Source organism: Natronolimnohabitans innermongolicus JCM 12255, assembly GCF_000337215.1.
GTDB lineage: Archaea > Halobacteriota > Halobacteria > Halobacteriales > Natrialbaceae > Natronolimnohabitans > Natronolimnohabitans innermongolicus.
Genome location: NZ_AOHZ01000031.1, coordinates 66460 through 84982 on the forward strand (window position 1 = coordinate 66460; position 18523 = coordinate 84982).

Genomic DNA, 18523 nt, shown 5'->3' on the forward strand with positions numbered 1-18523 from the left:
CAGGCGATAGTGTGTCAACACTCGAGTGGTTCTATAGTTGCAGAAGCGTGATCAGTCGTCCGCACTCGAGGGCGCTCGAGCGAAACTATGTCGGCCGTTCGGCGACCTCGCGTTCCTCCCGTCGAGCCCGCATCGTCATCACGGCGATGTAGAGTCCGCCGACGACCAACAGCAGGTAACCGGCGAGAAACAGTACGCCGCCGCCAGTGACGGCGACGATTCCGAGACCGAGCGCCGCGGTGGCGTGGGCGGCCGCGAAGTCGCGACGGCCGTAGGCGTTGTGCAAGAGTGCGATCGCGGCGAAGGTGACGGCGAACGTGCCGATGGCGAGCGTCGTCGGATCGAAACCGAGGACCGTGTCGCCGATGTATCTGCCGTACGCGTAGAAGGCCAGCGCGGGAACCGTCCCGACGCCGATCGCCGTCATCTGCACGTCGACGGTCTCGTCCATTTGTCGCCCGTTAGGGGCGGCCACGCAAAGCCCTGGTGTTTCGACTGAAACGTGACCCGCGACCTGAACGCGAGCTAAAACGGCCCCACAGCCGTCGATCTACAGCCGTCGATACCGACCGCGGCTCTCGCTCACCTCGCCGCGTCTGGCCAGTTTCTCGAGGGCGTCACGAACGTACTCGGCGCCGACGCCGCGCTCGCCGGCGTAGTCGATCACCTCGTCCTCGGTCGGTCGTTCCAGGTCCTCGAGTGCGGCCTCGATGATCTCTTTCTTGCTGCCGTTGCGCGAGGGCCCCCGCGGGTCGCGCTCGCCGGCGGCCTCGAGTTCGTCGACGTCGAGGCCCGAGGCCTCGAGGTACTCCGAATCGTCGACGACGCCGTCGGCGACCTCGTCCTCCAGGGCGTCGTAGGAGTCGAGTTTCGCGAAGGCCTCGCCCTCGCCCTGTCGGTTCGCGAGCATCGAGGCGCGAACGTCGCGGGCGTGGCTCGCGTCCTCGGTTTCGACGAACTTCTTGCGGCGTTCGTAGGGTCTGCGCGCGCCACAGCGGGGACACTGGGTCGTCTCCGAGCGGCCCTCGATGATCCAGAGGTTCGAACACTCGCTACAGCCGACGACGGCGTACATGCTCGTCTCGAGGTGGGGCCCGACCGTAGTTGAAGGTTTGGCGACCGGGGCGAAAGTGGTCGGCTACCGCACGGAGCGATCGTCGAGGGGTGGGATTATGGCGCTCGGCGTCCCCACAGAGCGTATGGAACGCGTTTCACTCGAGGACTGTGACCCGTCCGAGGCCGCCGAGGGCGTCCGCCTCGCGTTGATGGCCGGCGGCGACGAGATGACCGTCCAGCACTTCGAGATTGAACCCGGCGCCGAAGTCACCGCACACAGCCACGACAACGAGCAGACGGGGTTCATCTACGAGGGCGAGATCGTCTTCCGCGTCGGTGGCGAGGGCGGTTCGAACGACGAAAGCGGTGACGCGGACGACGACGCCGAGGAGATCGTCTGCGGGCCGGGCGACAGCTACGCGATTCCCGGCGGCCGGACCCACGCGGCCGAAAACCGCGGCGGCGAACCGGTCAGGGGTGTGGATATTTTTAGCCCACCTCGAGAAAATCCGAGCTGGCAGGACTGAGCGCGTCTGGTCGCGAATCGACCGCGTGGGCAGCGCCTAATCCAACGTTTCGATCGCCGGCTGTGTTCCCAGTGAAAAGCGATGCGCCTCGAGCGGGATGGAACAATTTACATTTAGGTAGTTAAAATGTAGTTTCATACCTTGCTTACAATGGCCGTGGTCGACCCACCACCATCCCACTCACCGGACACGCGATCGGTACTGATCTATCGCATCAGTATTAACACTATCGGGCATTTTAATAATACGAAGTAACCAGGTCGAGAAGATGCTAGATAATCTGAGCGCGGTGGATGGCTCGACCGACCGACGAGCCGGGCCGTGGATCGCGTTTGCACGCGTCTTCGCCGGGTTCTTGCTGTTGTACGAACTAACACTCGGCGGCTGGTGGAAACTCGGCTGGGTGACGACCGGTCCGAATCCGGAGTGGGTCGGATCAAGTGCCGGCGCAGAGGTCCAGTCGGTCGCCGAACAGGCTATCGACGAGGGGACGTTCGGCTGGTTCGCGTGGCTGCTCGAGGCCGTCGTCCTCCCCGCTCCCGAGCTGTGGACGGCGCTGGCACTGGCCGCACAGATCGCGACCGCCGCGTGTCTCGTGTTGGGACTGTGGACGCGGCCGGCCGCCCTGCTCGGAATCCTGTATTTCCTGCCGGTGTTCCATCTCGGCATGATCCGAACGTCGCCGCTGTTTACCGTTCCGATCGCGTTCGCGTTCGTCGCGAACGCGGGCCGGTACTACGGAGTCGATGCAGTGCTCTGGCGTCGATCGGGCGTCGTCGGGCGATTCACCCGAACCGTCAACGCGCCCCTCCCGATTCGACGTCACTGGTATCCTCCACTCGTCGCTGCAGTCGCCGTTATCGGCGTGTACTACCTGCTGTCGATCCCCGAAACGGTCGACACTCGCGTCCATCTCACGAGCCTCGAGATGACCGTCTTCGCAGGCCTGGTCGCTGGCGGACTCTCGTTCGTGTATCGCGGCGCATCCCCGGTGTCGGTCGCTGCAGACGCACTGCGGATATTCGTCGGCTATCGCTTCCTACAGGAAATCGTCGTTCGAGCAGAGCCCGGTGCTAACGCGCTCCCCGGGTGGGCAAGCGCCGACGCACAGGCCGACGTGTTCGGCGGGATCGCCGAGACCCACGTCGCCCCCGTGAGCGCGTTCCTCGAGGGTGCGGTTCTCCCGGCGATGAGCGCGTGGGTCGTCGCGTTCGCCATCGTCCAGACCGCCGTCGGCGTTTCGCTGCTCGTCGGCTATCGAACGCGGATCGCGGGAACGGTTGCCGTCGGCTATCTCACCGTGTTGACTGCGCTCGGACTGGTCCGGCTCGCCCCGCTGGTGTTTGCGAGTGCGATCGTCGCTGCGACTCTGGCTGGCCGACACGCCAGTCTCGACGCGATCGCCGGACGGACGCCACAGCCACCCGCCCTCTCCGACCGCATAGCGATACCTGCCGCGGTCGGCGGCATTGCACTCCTCGCCGGTGGTGCGCTGCTCGGTATCGACCCCGAAGCCGGCTACGCGGAGGTCGCCGGCCCCGTTGCCCTCACGATGCTCGCGTTCGGGCTGTTGGCGCTCGCAATCGTCTCGAGCGCCCGCATAGAGTCCGCGTCGAGCCGACTCGAGTCGCCGTCTCCGACAAGCGACGACTGATACCGAGTCGACTCGGTGAGACGCCCCGTGTCTCGCCACCGTTCGATACCACGGAGTTATCTGTCCGAATTGGCAAGGGCGGGCGATGGCAACCGAGTCACAACAGTCGGGGTCGTGGGGGGCCGGGCGCATCGGGTCCTACGTCGATCGGCTGGGTCCGACCTGGCTCGCCGGCGCGATCGCGGCGGGCCCGGCGACGATGGCCAGCCTGCTGGTCGCGGGAGCGAGTTTCGAGTACGCGTTGCTGTGGGTCGTCGTCCTCGCGGCGCTGTTAGGAACCGTCGGGCAGTATCTGGCGATGCGGCTGGGACTGCTCACCGAGGCCGGCATCGTCTCGGTCGTCGAGGAGCACCTCGGTTCGTTCTGGGCCTGGGTGCTGGTGATCGACGCCGTCCTCGCGGCCGGCCTGGCACAGATCGTGATCATGAAGACGCTCGCGGACGTCAGCGCGACGATCACCGCGACCGCGGGCGTCGGCGTCGCCGCGCTCGCCGATCCCCGACTCTGGGGAGTGACCTGGGCGGTGATCCTCGCCCTCGGTCTGGCCGGCGGCGGCTACCGCCTCGCCGAGGTCGGCGCGAAGGTGCTGGTCTCGCTGGTCGTCCTGACGTTCGTCGCGTCGCTGCTCGTCGTCCCGATCGATCCGGCCGACGCCGCGACCGGGCTCTCCCCCGAGATCCCGGCCGGCGTCGACGGCGCGCTCGTCGCGGCCGGCGTCCTCGGCGGCGCGGTCCACATCACGCTGTTGACGATGCAGAGCTACACCATGCGCGCCCGCGGCTGGACCGAGCGCGACCGCGATATCGCGACGTTCGACGTCGTCAGTTCGATGCTCGTCGCCTTCGGCGTCTTCAGCCTCGCGGTCTTTCTCGTCGCGGCGAGCGTCCTCCCCGAGGCCGGCGTCGATCCCGCGACGCTCGACGAGATCCAGGCCGCCGAGGCCCTCGGGCCGATCGCCGGCGAGCACGCCACCTGGATCTTCCTCGCCGGCCTCCTCGGCGCGGCCGTCTCGACGCTCGGCGGCAACACGATCGTCCCGCCGTACCTGCTCGCCGACAAACTCGGCTGGGACCGCTCCGTCGAAGACGACCGTTACCGAGCCGCGATCGTCGGCTTCGCGCTGATCTCCGCCGTCGGCGCGTTCCTCGAGGGGGCGTTCTTCGAACTGCTCGTCCTCATGCTCGCGTTCGGGCTCGTCGGGACGCCCTTCGCCCTCGCGGTGATCCTCTACCTGCTGAACGATCCCGACGTCGTCCCCGAGACGAACTCGCTCTGGGCGAACCTCGGCGGCGTCGCGCTGTTCGCCGTCGCCGCCGTCCTCGCCGCGGAGTTCGTCCAGGACGAACTCACGACGGTCACCGAGCCGACGTCGGCGTTCGTCGTTGCCTTCGCGGTCGCGATGACGCTCGCGATAGTCGGCCTCGCCGGGCGATACGCGCGCGAGCGCATCGGAAGCGAAAGAATGAGCGAGAGAGACGGTTGAAACGCCGTTCTCGAGTCACGACCGTTTCGGTTCGTCGCGGGCCGGACGTTCGCCGCGCCGAATTCGACGACCGTTAGGGTGTCGACGGTCAAGACACGATCGTGACCGTCGCGTGATCCTCGCCATCTGCGGGCCGCCGGGTGCGGGCAAGACGACGATCGCCGAACGCGTCCGAACCCGACTCGCGGCTCGCGACGACGCGCCCGAGGTCCGCCTTCACCACTCCGACGACTTCTCGCGTCGGACCTACGAGCGGCTGTACGCGGCCGTCGACGACGATCCCGAAGACGCGCTCACGATCGTCGACGGCACCTTCTACCGGCGAGAGTGGCAGGTCCAGTTCGAGACGTTTCTGGCGCGCGAGGGGGTTCGGTTCGTCCACGTCACGGCGAGCCTCGAGACCTGCCTCGAGCGCAACCGTTCCCGGGCGGATTCGATCGGCGAACAGGGAGTTCACGTCGTCTATCGGGAGTTCGACGCGCCCGACGACGCCCTCGAGATCGACACTGACGAGTACGCTCTCTCGGAGGCCGTCGACGAAATCGTCGGCGCGCTCGAGGCGTGGGGCTGGCTGGACTCGAACGACCGGTAACGTCGACTCGAGCGATCGACGACGACGGAGCCGCGAATTCGCGCCGCTACAGCCCGGGCACCAGCGCCGCGAGTTCGTCGGGCAACCGATCCGGCGTCACGTCATCGGGAACCGAATCCCAGTCGAGGTCGTCGCTCTCGGGTTCGGAGCCGTTGTCGAAGCCGGCCTCGGCTGCGGGCTCGTCGTCGCGGTACTCCCGCGGCGGGCCGTCGTGCGCGTAGACGCCCTCGGGGTGGTCGACCGCCCAGACGTGCATCATGCAGGGCGTCCGACAGGGGAGGCGGATGCTCTCGAGGCCGCCGTCGGCGAAGTCCTGTTCGTAGACCTGCTGGTAGTACCACCACGCGAATCGGCCGGGGAGGCCGGCGTGGTAGTGCCAGGGGGCACAGCGGCCGTCGTCGCCGTCGTGAGCGGCGTGGTCGTCGTGTCCCTCGTGGTCGTCGCCGCTATGATCGCCGCGCTCGTGTCCGTCGTCGTGATCGTGTTCGTCTCGGCTGTCGCGTTCGCCGTCTCCCGCGTTGAGATCCTCGCCCTCGCCGGTGATCACGTCGCGATCCTCGTCCGGGTCGTCGCCGTCCGTTTCGTCGTACACCGCCGGCGGCACGTCGACCGCCTCGCCGCCCTCGGTCGCGATGAACATCACGCCGATCGAGCGCCACGTCTCGTTGTCGACCAGCACCGACTCGGGGCGCTCGGGATCGAGCATCGAGTCGTCGCCGACGTAGTCGGGATTGATCCAGTGCGACCAGCCGTCGGCGTCCCGATCGAGCGTGTCGAAGTACGGCTTGAACCCCGCATCGACCAGCGCACTCGCGTCCGGATAGCGCTCCGCGAGCGACTCCTGGACCGCCTCGCGCAGCGCGACCGTCTCCGGATGGTCGTCGTCGCAGCCCTCCATGCTCGCCCCGTCACAGTGGCCCATACTCGGCTCGAGGGTGGCCTCGGGACAGCGATCGTCGAACCACGGCCGCCCCCCGGCGTCGGCCCCGCTGGCGCTCGCCTGTCCCACACCGACTACCGAGAACGCGGCCGTTCCCGCCGACGCTCGTAACAGTCGTCGACGAGACACGTTCGCATCGTCGTTACCGTCGTGCATACTAGCATCTCCACACCGACGACCGCCGTAAAGCCCTGTTGCCGATCGAACTGAGAGTCCGCTCGACCGACTACTGCGGTCGCGGTTCCCGGGAGGTGTTCGGGTTCGGAATCTCTCGTCGCCACCGGAAATCACTGCACACCCGACTGCGCGATGGCGTCGCGATCCGTGTGCTTTGGCCACTACACATACGTATTGACCAGCGAGCGTTCTATCTGGTTCGAGAGAGGGTCGTCGCATCGTGCTGAATACAGGGCACGAGTCTCGCAAGGAGAGCCGATCAGATTCAAGCCGTCGAATCGGTCAATACAGGCGGAGAATGGAACGCGACAGATTGTGATCTGACCGGCCCCTGATAGAAATTCCATACAGAGCATGAGCTCAGCGTTTTGGCTTCGATTGTTTCAAGCCATTTTGATCGGTCTTTGAATGCTCTGGTAGTTCATTAAGCAGATTCCGATCATTCATCATCAAGAAAACATCGAAACCGATAGTCTGGTCCAGAATATCTTCGAAAAGTCCATGAGTTGCTGCAAAGTCAGGAAACACGACCCCCCAGTTCTCACCCATCCTGAATCGCAACGACTCACTGAATGGTGCTACTCCTCTTCACTTGGAGAATAACATCATCACGTTGAGTGGGTGAACTGAGTTTGAAACTGGAGCTACTCGACCTCAATCACACCCGCCTCTCACTCGTGGATGTCGTACGGCTCGACCAACCTCAGGATCTTCTGTTCCAGTTCACCGCCAACAAACTGGACGTGTCCCGTTTCAGCCTCATAGTCGATCATCCGTGCCTCGTCCAGTTTTGGAAGATGAGTATGGTGAAGTGCGATCCGGACGCGTTGTCGGTGTTCGTCTGACTCCCGCTTCGCGTGTTCGTCTCGAACCTGATTTGCAACGCGATCTACGAGCGCATCGTATTCCAGTGTTTTCTCGGAGGTGTTGTCCAACGCGTTGAGGATGGCGCGTCGGTGTTCGTTCGCTACAGCCGATAGAATCGTATCGGGAGAGATCGGTCTCTCACGCCCCGAAGAACCGGAAATCTCTTTAGTTGACTGGATATCACGTGTCCCCAGCTTTCGACTCTCATCCATACTCACCTAGCGTAGGCCCAACTGCCTGGTCCTGTCCCATGGTGTATAATGGAACAGTCAGTCCACTTGCGTCGTTGACTCGGGCGTGAGAAGTGCGTACCTCCCGAACGTACTAATGGCACGACGCAGTCGCTCTGTCACTGCCTGGTCGGAAATTCCGAGCTCGTCAGCTAACTCCGCGGTCGTACAGCCTCGTGGAATGTCGTAGTATCCCATTCGAACGGCGAGCGTCAGCGCTTCTCGTTGGGGCTCACTCAAACCGTACCACGGACCAGCATCTGGGTCTGTCGGATTGTATATACGGGTTAACTCCAGAGAGATGTGCGCGTCCTCACAACAGTCCTGGCACTGACTCATTGCTTCGCGGTCTGAGAATCGGATCTCGAAATTCCACCCTTCCGATGATCCAGTAGCACCCAGTATTTGCCCGTCGTGTTCCAAAATGCACTGAAAAAGGTGGTCCTGGCTCGCATCCCAGTCGAGCCTGATGAGCGTCCGGTCGTCGAACACGTCTACCTCCGTGACGCTGTTGACAGTTGGATAGCGTTTGACGGTATCAAGAAAGCCGTTTTCGACCGGTTCGTAGACCCAAAAGAGCGGCACGGTCACGTCCCCGCTCGGGACGAGCGTTTCGAGTTCGATGGCCGACGCATCCTCTAGACTGAGAACTTGCCCGAGTTCAAAATCATCGGACGGGATGCGAATCTCCGTTATCACACTCATGCTAACTTGTAAGACTAGATTGGTCGGTCGTACAAAAGGGGATGACATGGTGTACCATGGCTGTTCGGGTGCCAACGGACTTCCCGCTCGCAGAACACACTATCTCAGCCATCAACGGTGCGTTGGCTCGTCTCGAAGCCATGGCACACCACCCATGCCAGTTATTCGTCTGCCGGACGAAAGCTTCCGCATGGCGACTGTCATGGAGTTTACGAGTCCGGTAGCGGAGTTTCCACTGGGGAGTGTGTTCGAAAATTTGCCGGGTGTGACCGTCGAACTGGAGCGACTAATCCCACACGAGACGCTGATTATCCCGTATTTCTGGGTGCGCAATGCGGAAACGGAGGACATCGAATCTGCGTTCGAACAACACGCTGGCGTGAGCAACATCCGACTGGTCGATAGCGTCGAAGACGAGTATCTCATGCGTGCCGAGTGGGAGCAAGAGTACTTCGGTATCTTGAGTGCGCTTGCCGAGGCCAACGTCGTCGTGCTCTCCGGAATCGGTACGAAAGACGAGTGGAGATTCGAGGTGCGCGCCGAGAGTCAGGAGGCAATCGCCGACTTTCGAGAGTACTGCCAGGAAAACGACATTCCGATAGCGATTACCGCCGTCCACGCAATGCTTCCGATCCAGGGGGAAGGCTACGAGTTGACCGAGACCCAACGTGAGGCGCTGATATTGGCCTATGAGCGGGGCTACTTCGACACCCCACGCGAGGCATCGCTCGAAGAGATCGCTGACGAGCTCGACATCACCCAGCAATCACTATCGTCACGCCTTCGACGCGGGCATCGGCGCCTCATTGGAGCGACACTCAGTAGTTCGGTATGATCGTTCGGATAGGCCCTTCTATTTAAACTCCCTGTATAATCAGTACCTCTATTGAACCGAATCAGACGGCTAGAATCGGGCAAGATGGACATAAGGGTATCTGGGGTTGGAGTCGAAGCGGTCGAGTACTTTCAGGAATCTGGGACTGTTCGCACGCAGTTTGATCAGGAGAAGACACCTGCGAGCATGGCTGTCGTCGCAACGCTGGCGGACGTAATGGACACTGATCCGGTTGAACTCGATCCGCTCCATTCTACTGTTGACCCCGACGAATTAGATGCGCTCGTCCGCGTTCGAAACGGGACGAACGGGGATTCCCATATTTCAATCACGCACGAAGGGTACGCGATGACCGTACACAGCTACGGTGTGATCACCATTACACCAGAACACGAACTCGCAGCGGAGAAATACGAAGGGGGCGCGGGAAGATGACGTCTGAGGGGACCTCGCTTACGTCGAAGGAGGAATTGAACGCGGAGCTGAAAGCCCTCCTTCGCAGGGCCTACGAGAGTGGAATCGATGTGGAAGGCGGATTCGAATGTCGGAATGGGGTCGAACATCCTGACTGGGACGTGATCGTCACGGAAGTCGAAAAGAACGAGCATTCGGAGTGACCGATGACGAGGACTGAGATTCGACGAGATTCATCGATTTCTCGAACAGATCGCTGACGATCATGACGAGTAACCCGGAGCTGTAATCGCTTCGCTGCTGAATATGCGCCCTGAGGCTTGCACGACGCTACAAACATCAGCCATAGCTGGTAGGAATCCCAGCGGTCAGTCCGTACGCTCCACAGCACAGCTGATTCACTACATTGAGAGCGGAATGAACGTGACCGCCGTGCTGCATCCATCCTCTCTATTCAGCACATCGTTTATAAATAAGAAATATGAATTGGCGGGCCGTCAACCGTACTACCGCACTGGACGCAAGTTTCACAGAACTCTGAATAACGAAACAGTATCGCGAACTACTGATCGAGAACCGATCAACACAGCCACCACGACCGCTGTTCGCCTCGATCCCTCGAGTGAGTCGACTACTCGACGTCGAATTGCGACCCCAATGGCTTTTTTCTCGGAGTCCCTCTGTACCTGCTATATGAATGGGTCGTCACTGCTGCCAACCGACGTAACGGATCGAACGGGATGGCAGTCCGCTTCTCTCCTCGCTACTGGTACCGAACCGTCTCTCTCGTCTCGGTCGACTCGCGGTCCCGGAATAGCCTGGCCAGGGGTGACACATGAGTAAGAACGCGACCTCGAGCGACGTGGCCGGTGAATCGGTGACCCTCGAGACCGGACTCGAAGCGTTCCAGTCGAGTCCGGAGTTCAGCGGGCCGGTCGAGGGACTCGACGGACACGACTGCAACGATCACTTCGCACACATTTACGAGACGCGCGAAGAGAAGTTCGAGGCCGCCGTGCCGTTCGTCCGTCACGGCCTCGAGCGAGGCGAACGCATCGCGTACGTCGTCGACCAGAGCACCGAAACCGAGGTTCGGTCGACGCTGCGCGCCGCCGGAATCGACGTCCCCGCCGCGGTCGGTTCGGGGGCGCTGGTGTTTTACACCGTCGACGAAACCTATCTCCGGGACGGCTCGTTCGACCCGCACGAGATGATCCAGTTCTACGCCGACGCGACCGCGGAGGCCACCGAGGAGTTCGAGGCGCTCCGGCTCGTCGCCGAAATGTCGTGGATTCGGGACGACGGGACGACGATCGAACAGCTGATGGAGTACGAGTCGAAAATCAACGAGCTCTTCGACCACGAAGACGTTCTCGCCATCTGTCAGTACGACCGCGACCTGTTCGACCCGGAACTGATCCAGGACGTCATCCGAACCCATCCGCATCTCATCTACGACGGCGCGGCGTGTCACAACTTCTACTACACGCCGCCCGAGGAACTCTTCGGCGACGACGCGCCCGTTCACGAAAACGAGCGCATGCTCCGGACGCTGCGCGAACGGACGACGGCGAAGGCCGAACTGCAAGCGCGCGAACGGTTCCTGAAAGAACTCTACGACGTCACGGCCGATTCCGACCAGTCGTTCGAGGAGACGGTTCGGCGCCTGCTCGAGTTGGGTAGCGAACGGTTCGGTCTCGAGATCGGATACTTCGCCCGGACGACCACCGACGAGACAGTCGAAATCGTCGAAGCAGTCGGTGACCACGACCGGATCGCCACGAGTGTCACCGACACGCTACGCGACACCTACTGCGAGAAACTCCTCGCAGCGCCCGGTCGAATCGCCGTGACGGACGCGGCCGAAGCCGACTGGACCGCCGACCGCGCCTACGAGCAGTTCGGGCTGGACGCCTACTTCGCGACGACCGTCCACGTCAGCGGTGCGGAGTACGGTACCCTGTGCTTTGCGTCCGAACGCCCTCGAGAGGAGCCCTACACCGAGACCGAGCGGACGTACCTCGATCTGATGGGGCAGTGGATCGAGTCCGAACTCGAGCGCCAGCAACGCGAGACGTTTCTGCAGGAGAGCTACCAAATTACGGCCGATCCGACCCTCACGTTCGAGACGAAACTCGAGCGATTACTCGATTTCGGTCGCGAGTGGATGGGACTCGAAGCCGCCGGCGTGACGCATTTGCCCGCCTGGGACGACCGGTTCCGAAACGAGTTCACGATCGGGTACGGGGACGACGCGGACGACGAATCCGACGTGATGTGGACCGATCCCGGCGAGGGCTGTTTCTGTCGAGAGGTCATCGAGAGCGACGACCCGGTCGGGATGGCGGACGTTCGCGCCACCGAGTGGGAAGACGATCCGATCCACCGCGAACACGGCCTGTCGTGTTACCTCGGGACGAAGGTGATGAACGGGTCGACACCGTATGGAACGCTGTGGGTTGGCAGCACGGAGCCCCGCGACCGGGAGTTTACGGACACCGAGCGGACGTTCCTCGAGTTGATGGGCCAGTGGGTGAGCTACGAGATCGAGCGGGAGCACCGCGAACAGGCGCTCGAGGAATCGAACGCGCGACTCGAGCAGTTCGCCTACGCCGCCTCGCACGATCTCCAGGAGCCGCTCCGGATGGTCTCGAGTTATCTCCGCTTGATCGAGAGCCAGTACGGCGATGCGCTCGACGGGGACGGTGAAGAGTTCCTCGAGTTCGCCGTCGACGGGGCCGACCGGATGCGGGAGATGATCGACGGATTGCTCGCCTACTCGCGGGTCGAAACGCGGGGCGATCCGTTCGAACCAGTCGACCTGGAAACTGTTCTCGAGGACGTACGTCAGGACCTCCAACTGCAGATCGAGGATACCAACGCCGAAATCACGGCTGCAACGCTGCCCCGCGTGAAAGGAGACGATAATCAACTCCGCCAGGTCGTCCAGAACTTGCTCGAAAACGCCATCACCTACAGCGGCGATTCGGCCCCCCGTATCCGGATCGATGCGAACCGCCGAAAGCAGAAATGGGTGATCTCGGTTCGCGATAACGGGATCGGTATCGAACCGGAGGAACAGGATCGCATCTTCGATATCTTCGACCGATTGCACAATCGCGAGGAGTACGAGGGGACCGGGCTCGGATTGGCGCTCTGTCAGCGGATCGTCGAGCGCCACGACGGTGAGATCTGGGTCGAGTCGGAACCCGGGAACGGATCGACGTTTTCGTTTACCCTCCCCGCAGTAGCGGATCGCGATTAGGATAGGCGGAGACGGTACCGCTGCGGTCGAGTCAGAAGCGCTGCACCCGCGAGCGACCAACGGGGGCAAGCGGCCGTTTCCATCGACGTTTTTGCGCCAGCGCGGGATCTTCAGTCCCGCGAGCCGTGCGAACGGGAGCGATGCTCCCGTGAGCAGAGAGCGGTTCGCTGTGGCGAACCTGACTCGAGAACTGAGACTACTCTCGGACCGCACCCGTCCCCGGTCGCTCGAGGCCCGCCAGATCGATCCGACCGCCGGGCATCGGGACGCCGTCGTAGGGGTCCGCGGCGAGCAACAGCGAGCCGTCGAGGTCGGCGTAGTCGAGCAGCGGCGCGAGGTGACAGGCCGCAGCGATCGAGGCGTTCGACTCGGTCATACAGCCACACATGACCTCGAGGCCGTGGGCTCGAGCGGCGTGGATCATCCGTTTGGCCTCGCGCAGGCCGCCGCACTTCATCAGTTTCAGGTTCGCGATGTCACAGCGGTCGGCGATCCGCGGGATATCCGCGAGGGTTACGCAGGATTCGTCGGCGGCGATCGGGAGCGGCGAGCGCTCGTAGACGTACCGCAGCCCCTCGGGGTTCTCGGCCGGAACTGGCTGTTCGACGAACGCGAGGTCGTACTCGGCGAGCCGTTCGATCTTCGAGACGGCCTCGTTGGGCGTCCAGGCCTCGTTGGCGTCGACGAACAGCCGCACGTCGGACGCGGGGGCGACCGCGCGAATCGCCTCGAGGTTCTCGCGGTCCCGATCGGTGCCGACCTTTACTTTCAGCGTCCCGTGACCGCGCTCGAGGGCCGTCTCGGTCTTCTCGCGCATCGTCTCCGTGTCGTCGATTCCGATCGTGTAGGACGTCTCGAGCGTCCGGTCGGGATCGAGGCCCCAGTAGCGATAGAGTGGCACCTCGTGGCGCTTCGCGACCAGATCGTGCAACGCGATGCTGACCGCACAGCGGGCCGCCGGATTCCGGCGGACGGTCTCGCGCATGCGTCGTTCGATGCGCTCGAGTTGGTGTGGGTCACCGACGTCCTCGACGACCCCGAGCAAGTCCGGCAACACGGCCGCGACGGTGTCGATCGTTTCGCCGTAGTGGGCGGCCGGCCCGGCGCCGCCGACGCCGACTCGCCCCTCCTCGTCTTCGATTCGGACCGTCACGACCGGCGTCTCGGTCGTCGTCCCGCGCGAGATACCGAAGGGGAACTCGAGGGGGAGCGTGCGTCGCTCGAAGTCGGTCTCGAGGGTCGTGCTCACGATCTCACACCCCCGGCTCGCCGACCAGCGCCTCCAGAACGTCGGCGGCGTCGAACCGGATCACGTCCGTCGCGGGCGCGCCGATGGCGTCGGCGTACTCGTCGACGGCCTCGCGGGCCGCGTCGTCGTCCTTGAGGCCGGTCGTGTTGAGCGCGCCGGCGACGACCTCGCCGTCCGAGACGGGCGCGGAAAGCCCCTCGTAGAGATCGATGTAGGTTTTGAGCGCGGGCAGATCGAACGACTCGTAGCCGTGGATTGCCTCCCGGCCGGCGTCGTGACAGAGGACGAGCCGGTCGGGCATCGACCCGTGGAGGATGCCGCAGGTGACCGCCGAGTACGCCGGGTGGACGATACTGCCCTGGCCTTCGACGAAGAGGTAGTCGTGGTCGTCTCCCTTCTCGAGGATCATCTCCTCGACCGCGCCCGCGGTGAAATCGGAGACGACGCGGTCGATCGGGTTCCCCCAGCCCTCGATCACGATTCCCGTCTGGCCGGTCGGGACGACGGCGGCGTCGTGGCCCGCGTCCCGCGCGGCGTCGGCCAGCTCCATCGTGGTCGTCATCTTCCCGACCGAGCAGTCCGTGCCGACGGTGAGGATGATCTCCGCGTCGACCTCGCCCGCGACGCCCTCGGCGACCGTCAGATCCGCCGGCGGCTTCCGGACGTCCCGGAGCTCGCAGCCGTTTTCGTCGGCGAGGCGAACGAACTCCTCGTCCTCGCTGAGGAAGTAATGGAGCCCCGAGATCACGTCACAGCCGTACTCGAGGGCCGTTCGAACGTCCTCGCGCCAGCTGTCCTCGAAGCCGCCGCCGATGGGCGCGATGCCGATCAGCAGTGCGTCGACCGCGTCGGCCTCGAGGGCGGCCATCCCCTCGTAGATCGGGGCGTCCTGGACGTCGGTGACGAAATCGGCGACGTCTTCGCCGGCGTTCTCGCGGTCGAGAACGCCGACGACGTCGTGGTCGGCGTACCGAAGGACGCCGAGTGCTGTCTTGGCCCGGTCCGGAAACTGTTCGTGAGCGAGAATTGCGACGCGCATACTGGAATATCCCCGACGATCCACTTAAACGGTCGATATCGGTCGGCCCGCCGTCGGCGAACCCGCCGTCCGTCTCAGAGCACCCGCAGTTCGGTCGTCCAGAACGACCGGTGGGCGTCCTCGAGGGCCGGTTTCGGGTCGCCAGTCGCGTCGACGGCGGCGGTGCCGGCCGGCTCGAGGGCGGCCTCCTCGACGAGGGCGTCGACGACGCCGCGCTGGCCGACCACGTACAGTCGCTCGGCATCGACGTCTGCGAGCGCCGACGCGCACCGCTCGAGGTGGTCGTCGATCTGATCGTCGCGGATGCGCTCGAAGCGAGCCTGCGAGAAGCCGCCCTTCGAGTGGCTTCCCTTGACGTCGCTCTCGAAGCCGCGGTAGTCGACGCGCTCGTCGTCCTCGTAGGTCCCGACGGCGAAGAGATCGGTCCGCACGAGGGCGAGCGCGTAGTCGCCGGTCGGCAGGAACCACTCCCGCTCGAACGTGAATCGATCGTTCCAGTCGATCGCGTCTTCGGGCCCGCTCGCGGCGTCGGTACCGGCGCCCGAGTCGAGTTCGGGCAGCGCCGGCGGCTCGAGGGCGACGGCGATCAGTCCGGCGTCGTCGAGACACAGCACGCAGGGTGCGGCCTCCTCGAGGAGCGCGGCGCGGTCGCCGAGCAGGGCCTCGAGGTCGACGGCGTCGTCGTCGCGCAGCGCCGAGACGGCGTCTGCATCCTCGAGAATGGCGGTGAGCGCTCCTTCGGGTCCCGTCCGAATCGAGTCCAGTCGGTCGATCGAGTCGGCGAGTCGCGCGCCGCGGAGTCGATCACGTCGGCGGAACGAACGCTCGCTCTCCGTTTCCTCGCGGCGCTCGAGTTCGCCCTCGAGTTGAGCGATGCGGTCCTCGAGTCGGTTCACCGTCTCTTCGGCGTCCTGTCTGGCCGTCGCCGCCTCGGCCCGCCGCTCGGATTCGGCCTCGTAGCGGCTCCGTAACCGTTCGTTTTCCTCCTCGAGTTCGTCGATCCGTTCTTTCAGCGAGGCGCGGCCGAGCAACTCGTCGAGCATCTGGATACACGCATACGAGCGAAGCGCGGACACTTTTAGATATCGGCGCCGCTCACCGTCAGCAACGGATCCGTCGGCGAAGAGAACCGAGCCGGCAGACCGGAGTCCGGAGTCGGCGCCCCGGGCCTGGAATCGACTCGCGCGTCGCCTCTTACGTGCCGGCGTTCGGCGGGCCGTCGTCGAAACCGGTGCCGAAGTCGGGGCCGTCGTCGGATCCGGACCAGCCGCCGACGAACGAGAGCAGCTGTTCGGCCCGCTCGCGGCGAGCGAGCAGGACCTCCCGCAGCGAGGGCGGATTCCTGATGTCCGTCCCCTCGAGCATCCCCTCGGGGACGGCGAGCGTGTTCGTGGGGACGCTCTCGTCGCCGTGAACTGCGAAGTGCTGGGACTCGAGTTTCATGACCAGCGGCGCGTCGAGGCGCTCGAGGCCGGCGCCGGTCGCGTACACTTCCTCGTTGATCCGTTCGTGCTGGTCGCTGTGCATGAGGGCGTGGTCCCCGTCGGTTGGGGTCACGTAGAGTCGTCCGAGATAGTAGCTCCGCGAGAAGACCTCGAACATGGTAACAGTACACACGGGCTCGAACGATATAACTATTTTCCGATAGATTTACGTCGACGGGCAAACAGTGGAGTTCGACGCCGATTCGAGCGAGTAGTCATCGTCGTCCGGGATCGGACCGATTCGCGAAGCGACGACCGTTGAACGTTCGCACGTAGTACGACCCCAGCAGCTGAGCCACGGCCGCGGCAGTTGCGACTGCCTACAGGGGGCCACCGAACCGTAACCGAACCGTTCACGGGTCGGTTGAACGGTCTCGAGAGCACAACCGTGGTCATCGAGCCGTGAACCGTTCGTGGACGATCTAGACGAGAATGAACGGTTCGAACGAAGGTCACGCTTTTTAGTATGTTCGGACCAACGAGGAACTGATGACCACTCGGTCGGTTGCACTCCTCGGTGTGCTCGCTCTCGTCGTCGTCGGGCTGCTCGGCGCTCCAGTCGCGAGCGGCGCCGTCGGCGTCTTCGCCGATACCGACGCGGGCGACGACGAACCGTCTCACGCGGACGCGAACGCCTCCGTCACGGGTTTCATGCAGTCGAGTGCGACGGACGCTGAGAACACGGTCGAATCGGGGATGTTCGACGCCACGTACAACGGGTCCGACGACGAGCGCCGCGCGGAGCTCGTCCGCGAGCGAACGGACGATCTCGAGGAGCGCCTCGAGCGCCTCGAGGCCGAACGCGAGACGCTTACCGAATCGTCGGACGAGGACGATCTCCACCCGGGCAAGTACCAGTCGCAGCTGGCCCAACTCACCGTCGAGATCCGCTCGCTCGAGCGCGAAATCGATCGCACCGAGCAGCGAGCGGCCGAGACGGGCGTCGACACCGAGCGGCTCGACAACCTCCGCGCGAACGCGAGCGACCTCGAAGGCCCCGAAGTGGCCGCGATGGCCCGCGGGCTGGCTGGCGTCGACGAGATACCGGGCAACGGCCCACCTACTGATCGCGGTGGCGGCCCCGGTCAGAACGACCAGTCCGGCAATCACACGGCCGGACAGGGTGACGGCGGTCCACCCGCCGAGGCGCCGGGTGCGCCGAGCGACGCCGAGAGCAACAACTGAGACGGGTGTGCACCAATCGCACAGCGGTCGTGCGATCGGATGGGCGCTGACTGTTAGCGCCGATAATTTGCGGGCCGCGTCGCCGAGACACCGCAACCGAGCAGACACGCTTTTCAGCGGCGACCCCCAACCGACACGCGATGGACTCCGCCGCATTGTTGGATTTGCTGGGCAACGAGAATCGGCGGCGTATCCTTCGATTACTCGCCCGCAAACCCTGTTACGTGACCGAGATATCCGAGTATCTCGGCGTGAGTCCCAAGGCGGTCATCGAACACCTGCGCAAACTCGAGGAAGCGGGCTTAATCGAGAGCCGGGTCGACGATCAGCGCCGGAAGTACTTCCACATCGCCCGCAACGTCCGCCTCGAAGTCAACGTCTCTCCGTACGGCTTCGCGAGCAAGAGCGCCTACCCTGCAAACAGCAGCTTCGACATCACGACCTGTCGACACCTCACGCTCGACGTCGCCTGGGACAACACCGACGAACTCGACGGGCTGTTGGCCGCCCTCGAGGACTTAGAGCAACTCGAGAACGAACTCTCGCTGGCCCAGCGGTGGGTGCAGGGTCGGCTCTGTGACGTGCTCGATCAGATCTCAGAAAGCGTCGGCACCGGTCCTGAAAGCCGGATCTACGCGGACGTACTGGCCAGCGTTCGGACGGAGCCAAAGTCCGTCGACGAACTCAGTCGCGACGTCGAGGCGCCCCGCGAGGTCGTCGCCGACATCCTCGAGTCGATGGCCGACGAGGGCGTCGTTCAGCGAACCGAGCGCGGTTGGGAGCTAACGACGAGCCGAGAACAGGGGTAGCCGGAGCCGGTG

Annotated in this window: 19 protein-coding genes; 10 read left to right on the forward strand and 9 right to left on the reverse strand. The window is 63.9% G+C overall.

Annotated features, from left to right (window positions below; genetic code table 11):
• Positions 1-85 precede the first annotated feature (85 nt).
• Complete coding sequence (locus tag C493_RS05885) at positions 86-451, reverse strand: hypothetical protein (protein ID WP_007258498.1); 366 nt, start codon at positions 449-451, stop codon at positions 86-88.
• A gap of 99 nt (positions 452-550) precedes the next feature.
• Complete coding sequence (locus C493_RS05890) at positions 551-1075, reverse strand: DUF5817 domain-containing protein (RefSeq protein ID WP_007258499.1); 525 nt, start codon at positions 1073-1075, stop codon at positions 551-553.
• Between the two features lie 124 nt (positions 1076-1199).
• Between C493_RS05890 and C493_RS05895 the strand changes: the two genes are divergently transcribed.
• The 4 genes from C493_RS05895 to C493_RS05910 all read left to right on the forward strand — a co-directional run bounded on the left by C493_RS05895 (position 1200) and on the right by C493_RS05910 (position 5312).
• A complete protein-coding gene (locus C493_RS05895; RefSeq protein WP_049889170.1) occupies positions 1200-1583 on the forward strand; it encodes a cupin domain-containing protein in 384 nt (127 codons plus the stop codon).
• Positions 1584-1851: 268 nt separating this feature from the next.
• Positions 1852-3237, forward strand: coding sequence for a DoxX family membrane protein (locus tag C493_RS05900; RefSeq protein ID WP_007258501.1), 1386 nt, complete (start codon positions 1852-1854; stop codon positions 3235-3237).
• 85 nt (positions 3238-3322) lie between these two features.
• On the forward strand, positions 3323-4720 hold the full coding sequence (locus C493_RS05905) for an NRAMP family divalent metal transporter (protein WP_007258502.1): 1398 nt from the start codon (positions 3323-3325) through the stop codon (positions 4718-4720).
• 112 nt (positions 4721-4832) lie between these two features.
• Positions 4833-5312 (forward strand): AAA family ATPase, encoded by a 480-nt coding sequence (locus C493_RS05910; protein ID WP_007258503.1) that lies wholly within the window; start codon positions 4833-4835, stop codon positions 5310-5312.
• A gap of 46 nt (positions 5313-5358) precedes the next feature.
• On the opposite strand, the gene C493_RS05915 is transcribed toward C493_RS05910, so the two are convergent.
• From C493_RS05915 to C493_RS05925, 3 genes are all read right to left on the reverse strand, one after another.
• A complete protein-coding gene (locus C493_RS05915; RefSeq protein WP_007258504.1) occupies positions 5359-6408 on the reverse strand; it encodes a hypothetical protein in 1050 nt (349 codons plus the stop codon).
• A 692-nt stretch (positions 6409-7100) separates the two neighbouring features.
• Positions 7101-7508: a DUF7344 domain-containing protein gene (locus C493_RS23750; RefSeq protein WP_241430878.1), complete on the reverse strand. Its 408-nt coding sequence runs from the start codon at positions 7506-7508 to the stop codon at positions 7101-7103.
• 57 nt (positions 7509-7565) lie between these two features.
• Positions 7566-8231, reverse strand: a complete 666-nt coding sequence (locus tag C493_RS05925; RefSeq protein WP_007258506.1) for a helix-turn-helix domain-containing protein — start codon at positions 8229-8231, stop codon at positions 7566-7568.
• Positions 8232-8421: 190 nt separating this feature from the next.
• Here C493_RS05925 and C493_RS05930 point away from each other — a divergent pair, with 190 nt between their 5' ends.
• The 4 genes from C493_RS05930 (at position 8422) to C493_RS05945 (ending at position 12745) form a co-directional block, all read left to right on the forward strand.
• Positions 8422-9066, forward strand: a complete 645-nt coding sequence (locus C493_RS05930; protein WP_049889171.1) for a helix-turn-helix domain-containing protein — start codon at positions 8422-8424, stop codon at positions 9064-9066.
• An 84-nt stretch (positions 9067-9150) separates the two neighbouring features.
• Positions 9151-9501 carry a HalOD1 output domain-containing protein gene (locus tag C493_RS05935; RefSeq protein WP_007258508.1) on the forward strand — a complete coding sequence of 117 codons (351 nt, stop codon included), beginning with the start codon at positions 9151-9153 and terminating at the stop codon, positions 9499-9501.
• A complete protein-coding gene (locus C493_RS05940; RefSeq protein WP_007258509.1) occupies positions 9498-9683 on the forward strand; it encodes a hypothetical protein in 186 nt (61 codons plus the stop codon). Before C493_RS05935 ends, C493_RS05940 begins: the two co-directional genes overlap by 4 nt.
• 632 nt (positions 9684-10315) lie before the next feature.
• Complete coding sequence (locus C493_RS05945) at positions 10316-12745, forward strand: MEDS domain-containing protein (RefSeq protein ID WP_007258510.1); 2430 nt, start codon at positions 10316-10318, stop codon at positions 12743-12745.
• Positions 12746-12941: 196 nt separating this feature from the next.
• On the opposite strand, the gene C493_RS05950 is transcribed toward C493_RS05945, so the two are convergent.
• The 4 genes from C493_RS05950 to C493_RS05965 form a co-directional block, all read right to left on the reverse strand.
• Positions 12942-13994, reverse strand: a complete 1053-nt coding sequence (locus C493_RS05950) for a dipeptide epimerase (protein ID WP_007258511.1) — start codon at positions 13992-13994, stop codon at positions 12942-12944.
• 4 nt (positions 13995-13998) lie between these two features.
• Positions 13999-15033 carry a DUF1611 domain-containing protein gene (locus tag C493_RS05955; RefSeq protein WP_007258512.1) on the reverse strand — a complete coding sequence of 345 codons (1035 nt, stop codon included), beginning with the start codon at positions 15031-15033 and terminating at the stop codon, positions 13999-14001.
• A 74-nt stretch (positions 15034-15107) separates the two neighbouring features.
• Positions 15108-16076, reverse strand: a complete 969-nt coding sequence (locus C493_RS05960) for a Vms1/Ankzf1 family peptidyl-tRNA hydrolase (RefSeq protein WP_007258513.1) — start codon at positions 16074-16076, stop codon at positions 15108-15110.
• A 151-nt stretch (positions 16077-16227) separates the two neighbouring features.
• The gene (locus C493_RS05965) at positions 16228-16635 is read right to left on the reverse strand and encodes a DUF5802 family protein (protein WP_007258514.1); all 408 of its coding nucleotides are present in this window, start codon (positions 16633-16635) and stop codon (positions 16228-16230) included.
• A gap of 371 nt (positions 16636-17006) precedes the next feature.
• Between C493_RS05965 and C493_RS05970 the strand changes: the two genes are divergently transcribed.
• Together C493_RS05970 and C493_RS05975 are read left to right on the forward strand one after the other, a co-directional pair.
• Entirely contained in the window at positions 17007-17702 is a 696-nt protein-coding gene (locus tag C493_RS05970) for a hypothetical protein (RefSeq protein ID WP_007258515.1), read from the forward strand.
• A 140-nt stretch (positions 17703-17842) separates the two neighbouring features.
• Positions 17843-18511: a metalloregulator ArsR/SmtB family transcription factor gene (locus C493_RS05975; RefSeq protein ID WP_007258516.1), complete on the forward strand. Its 669-nt coding sequence runs from the start codon at positions 17843-17845 to the stop codon at positions 18509-18511.
• The last annotated feature ends 12 nt before the right edge of the window (positions 18512-18523 follow it).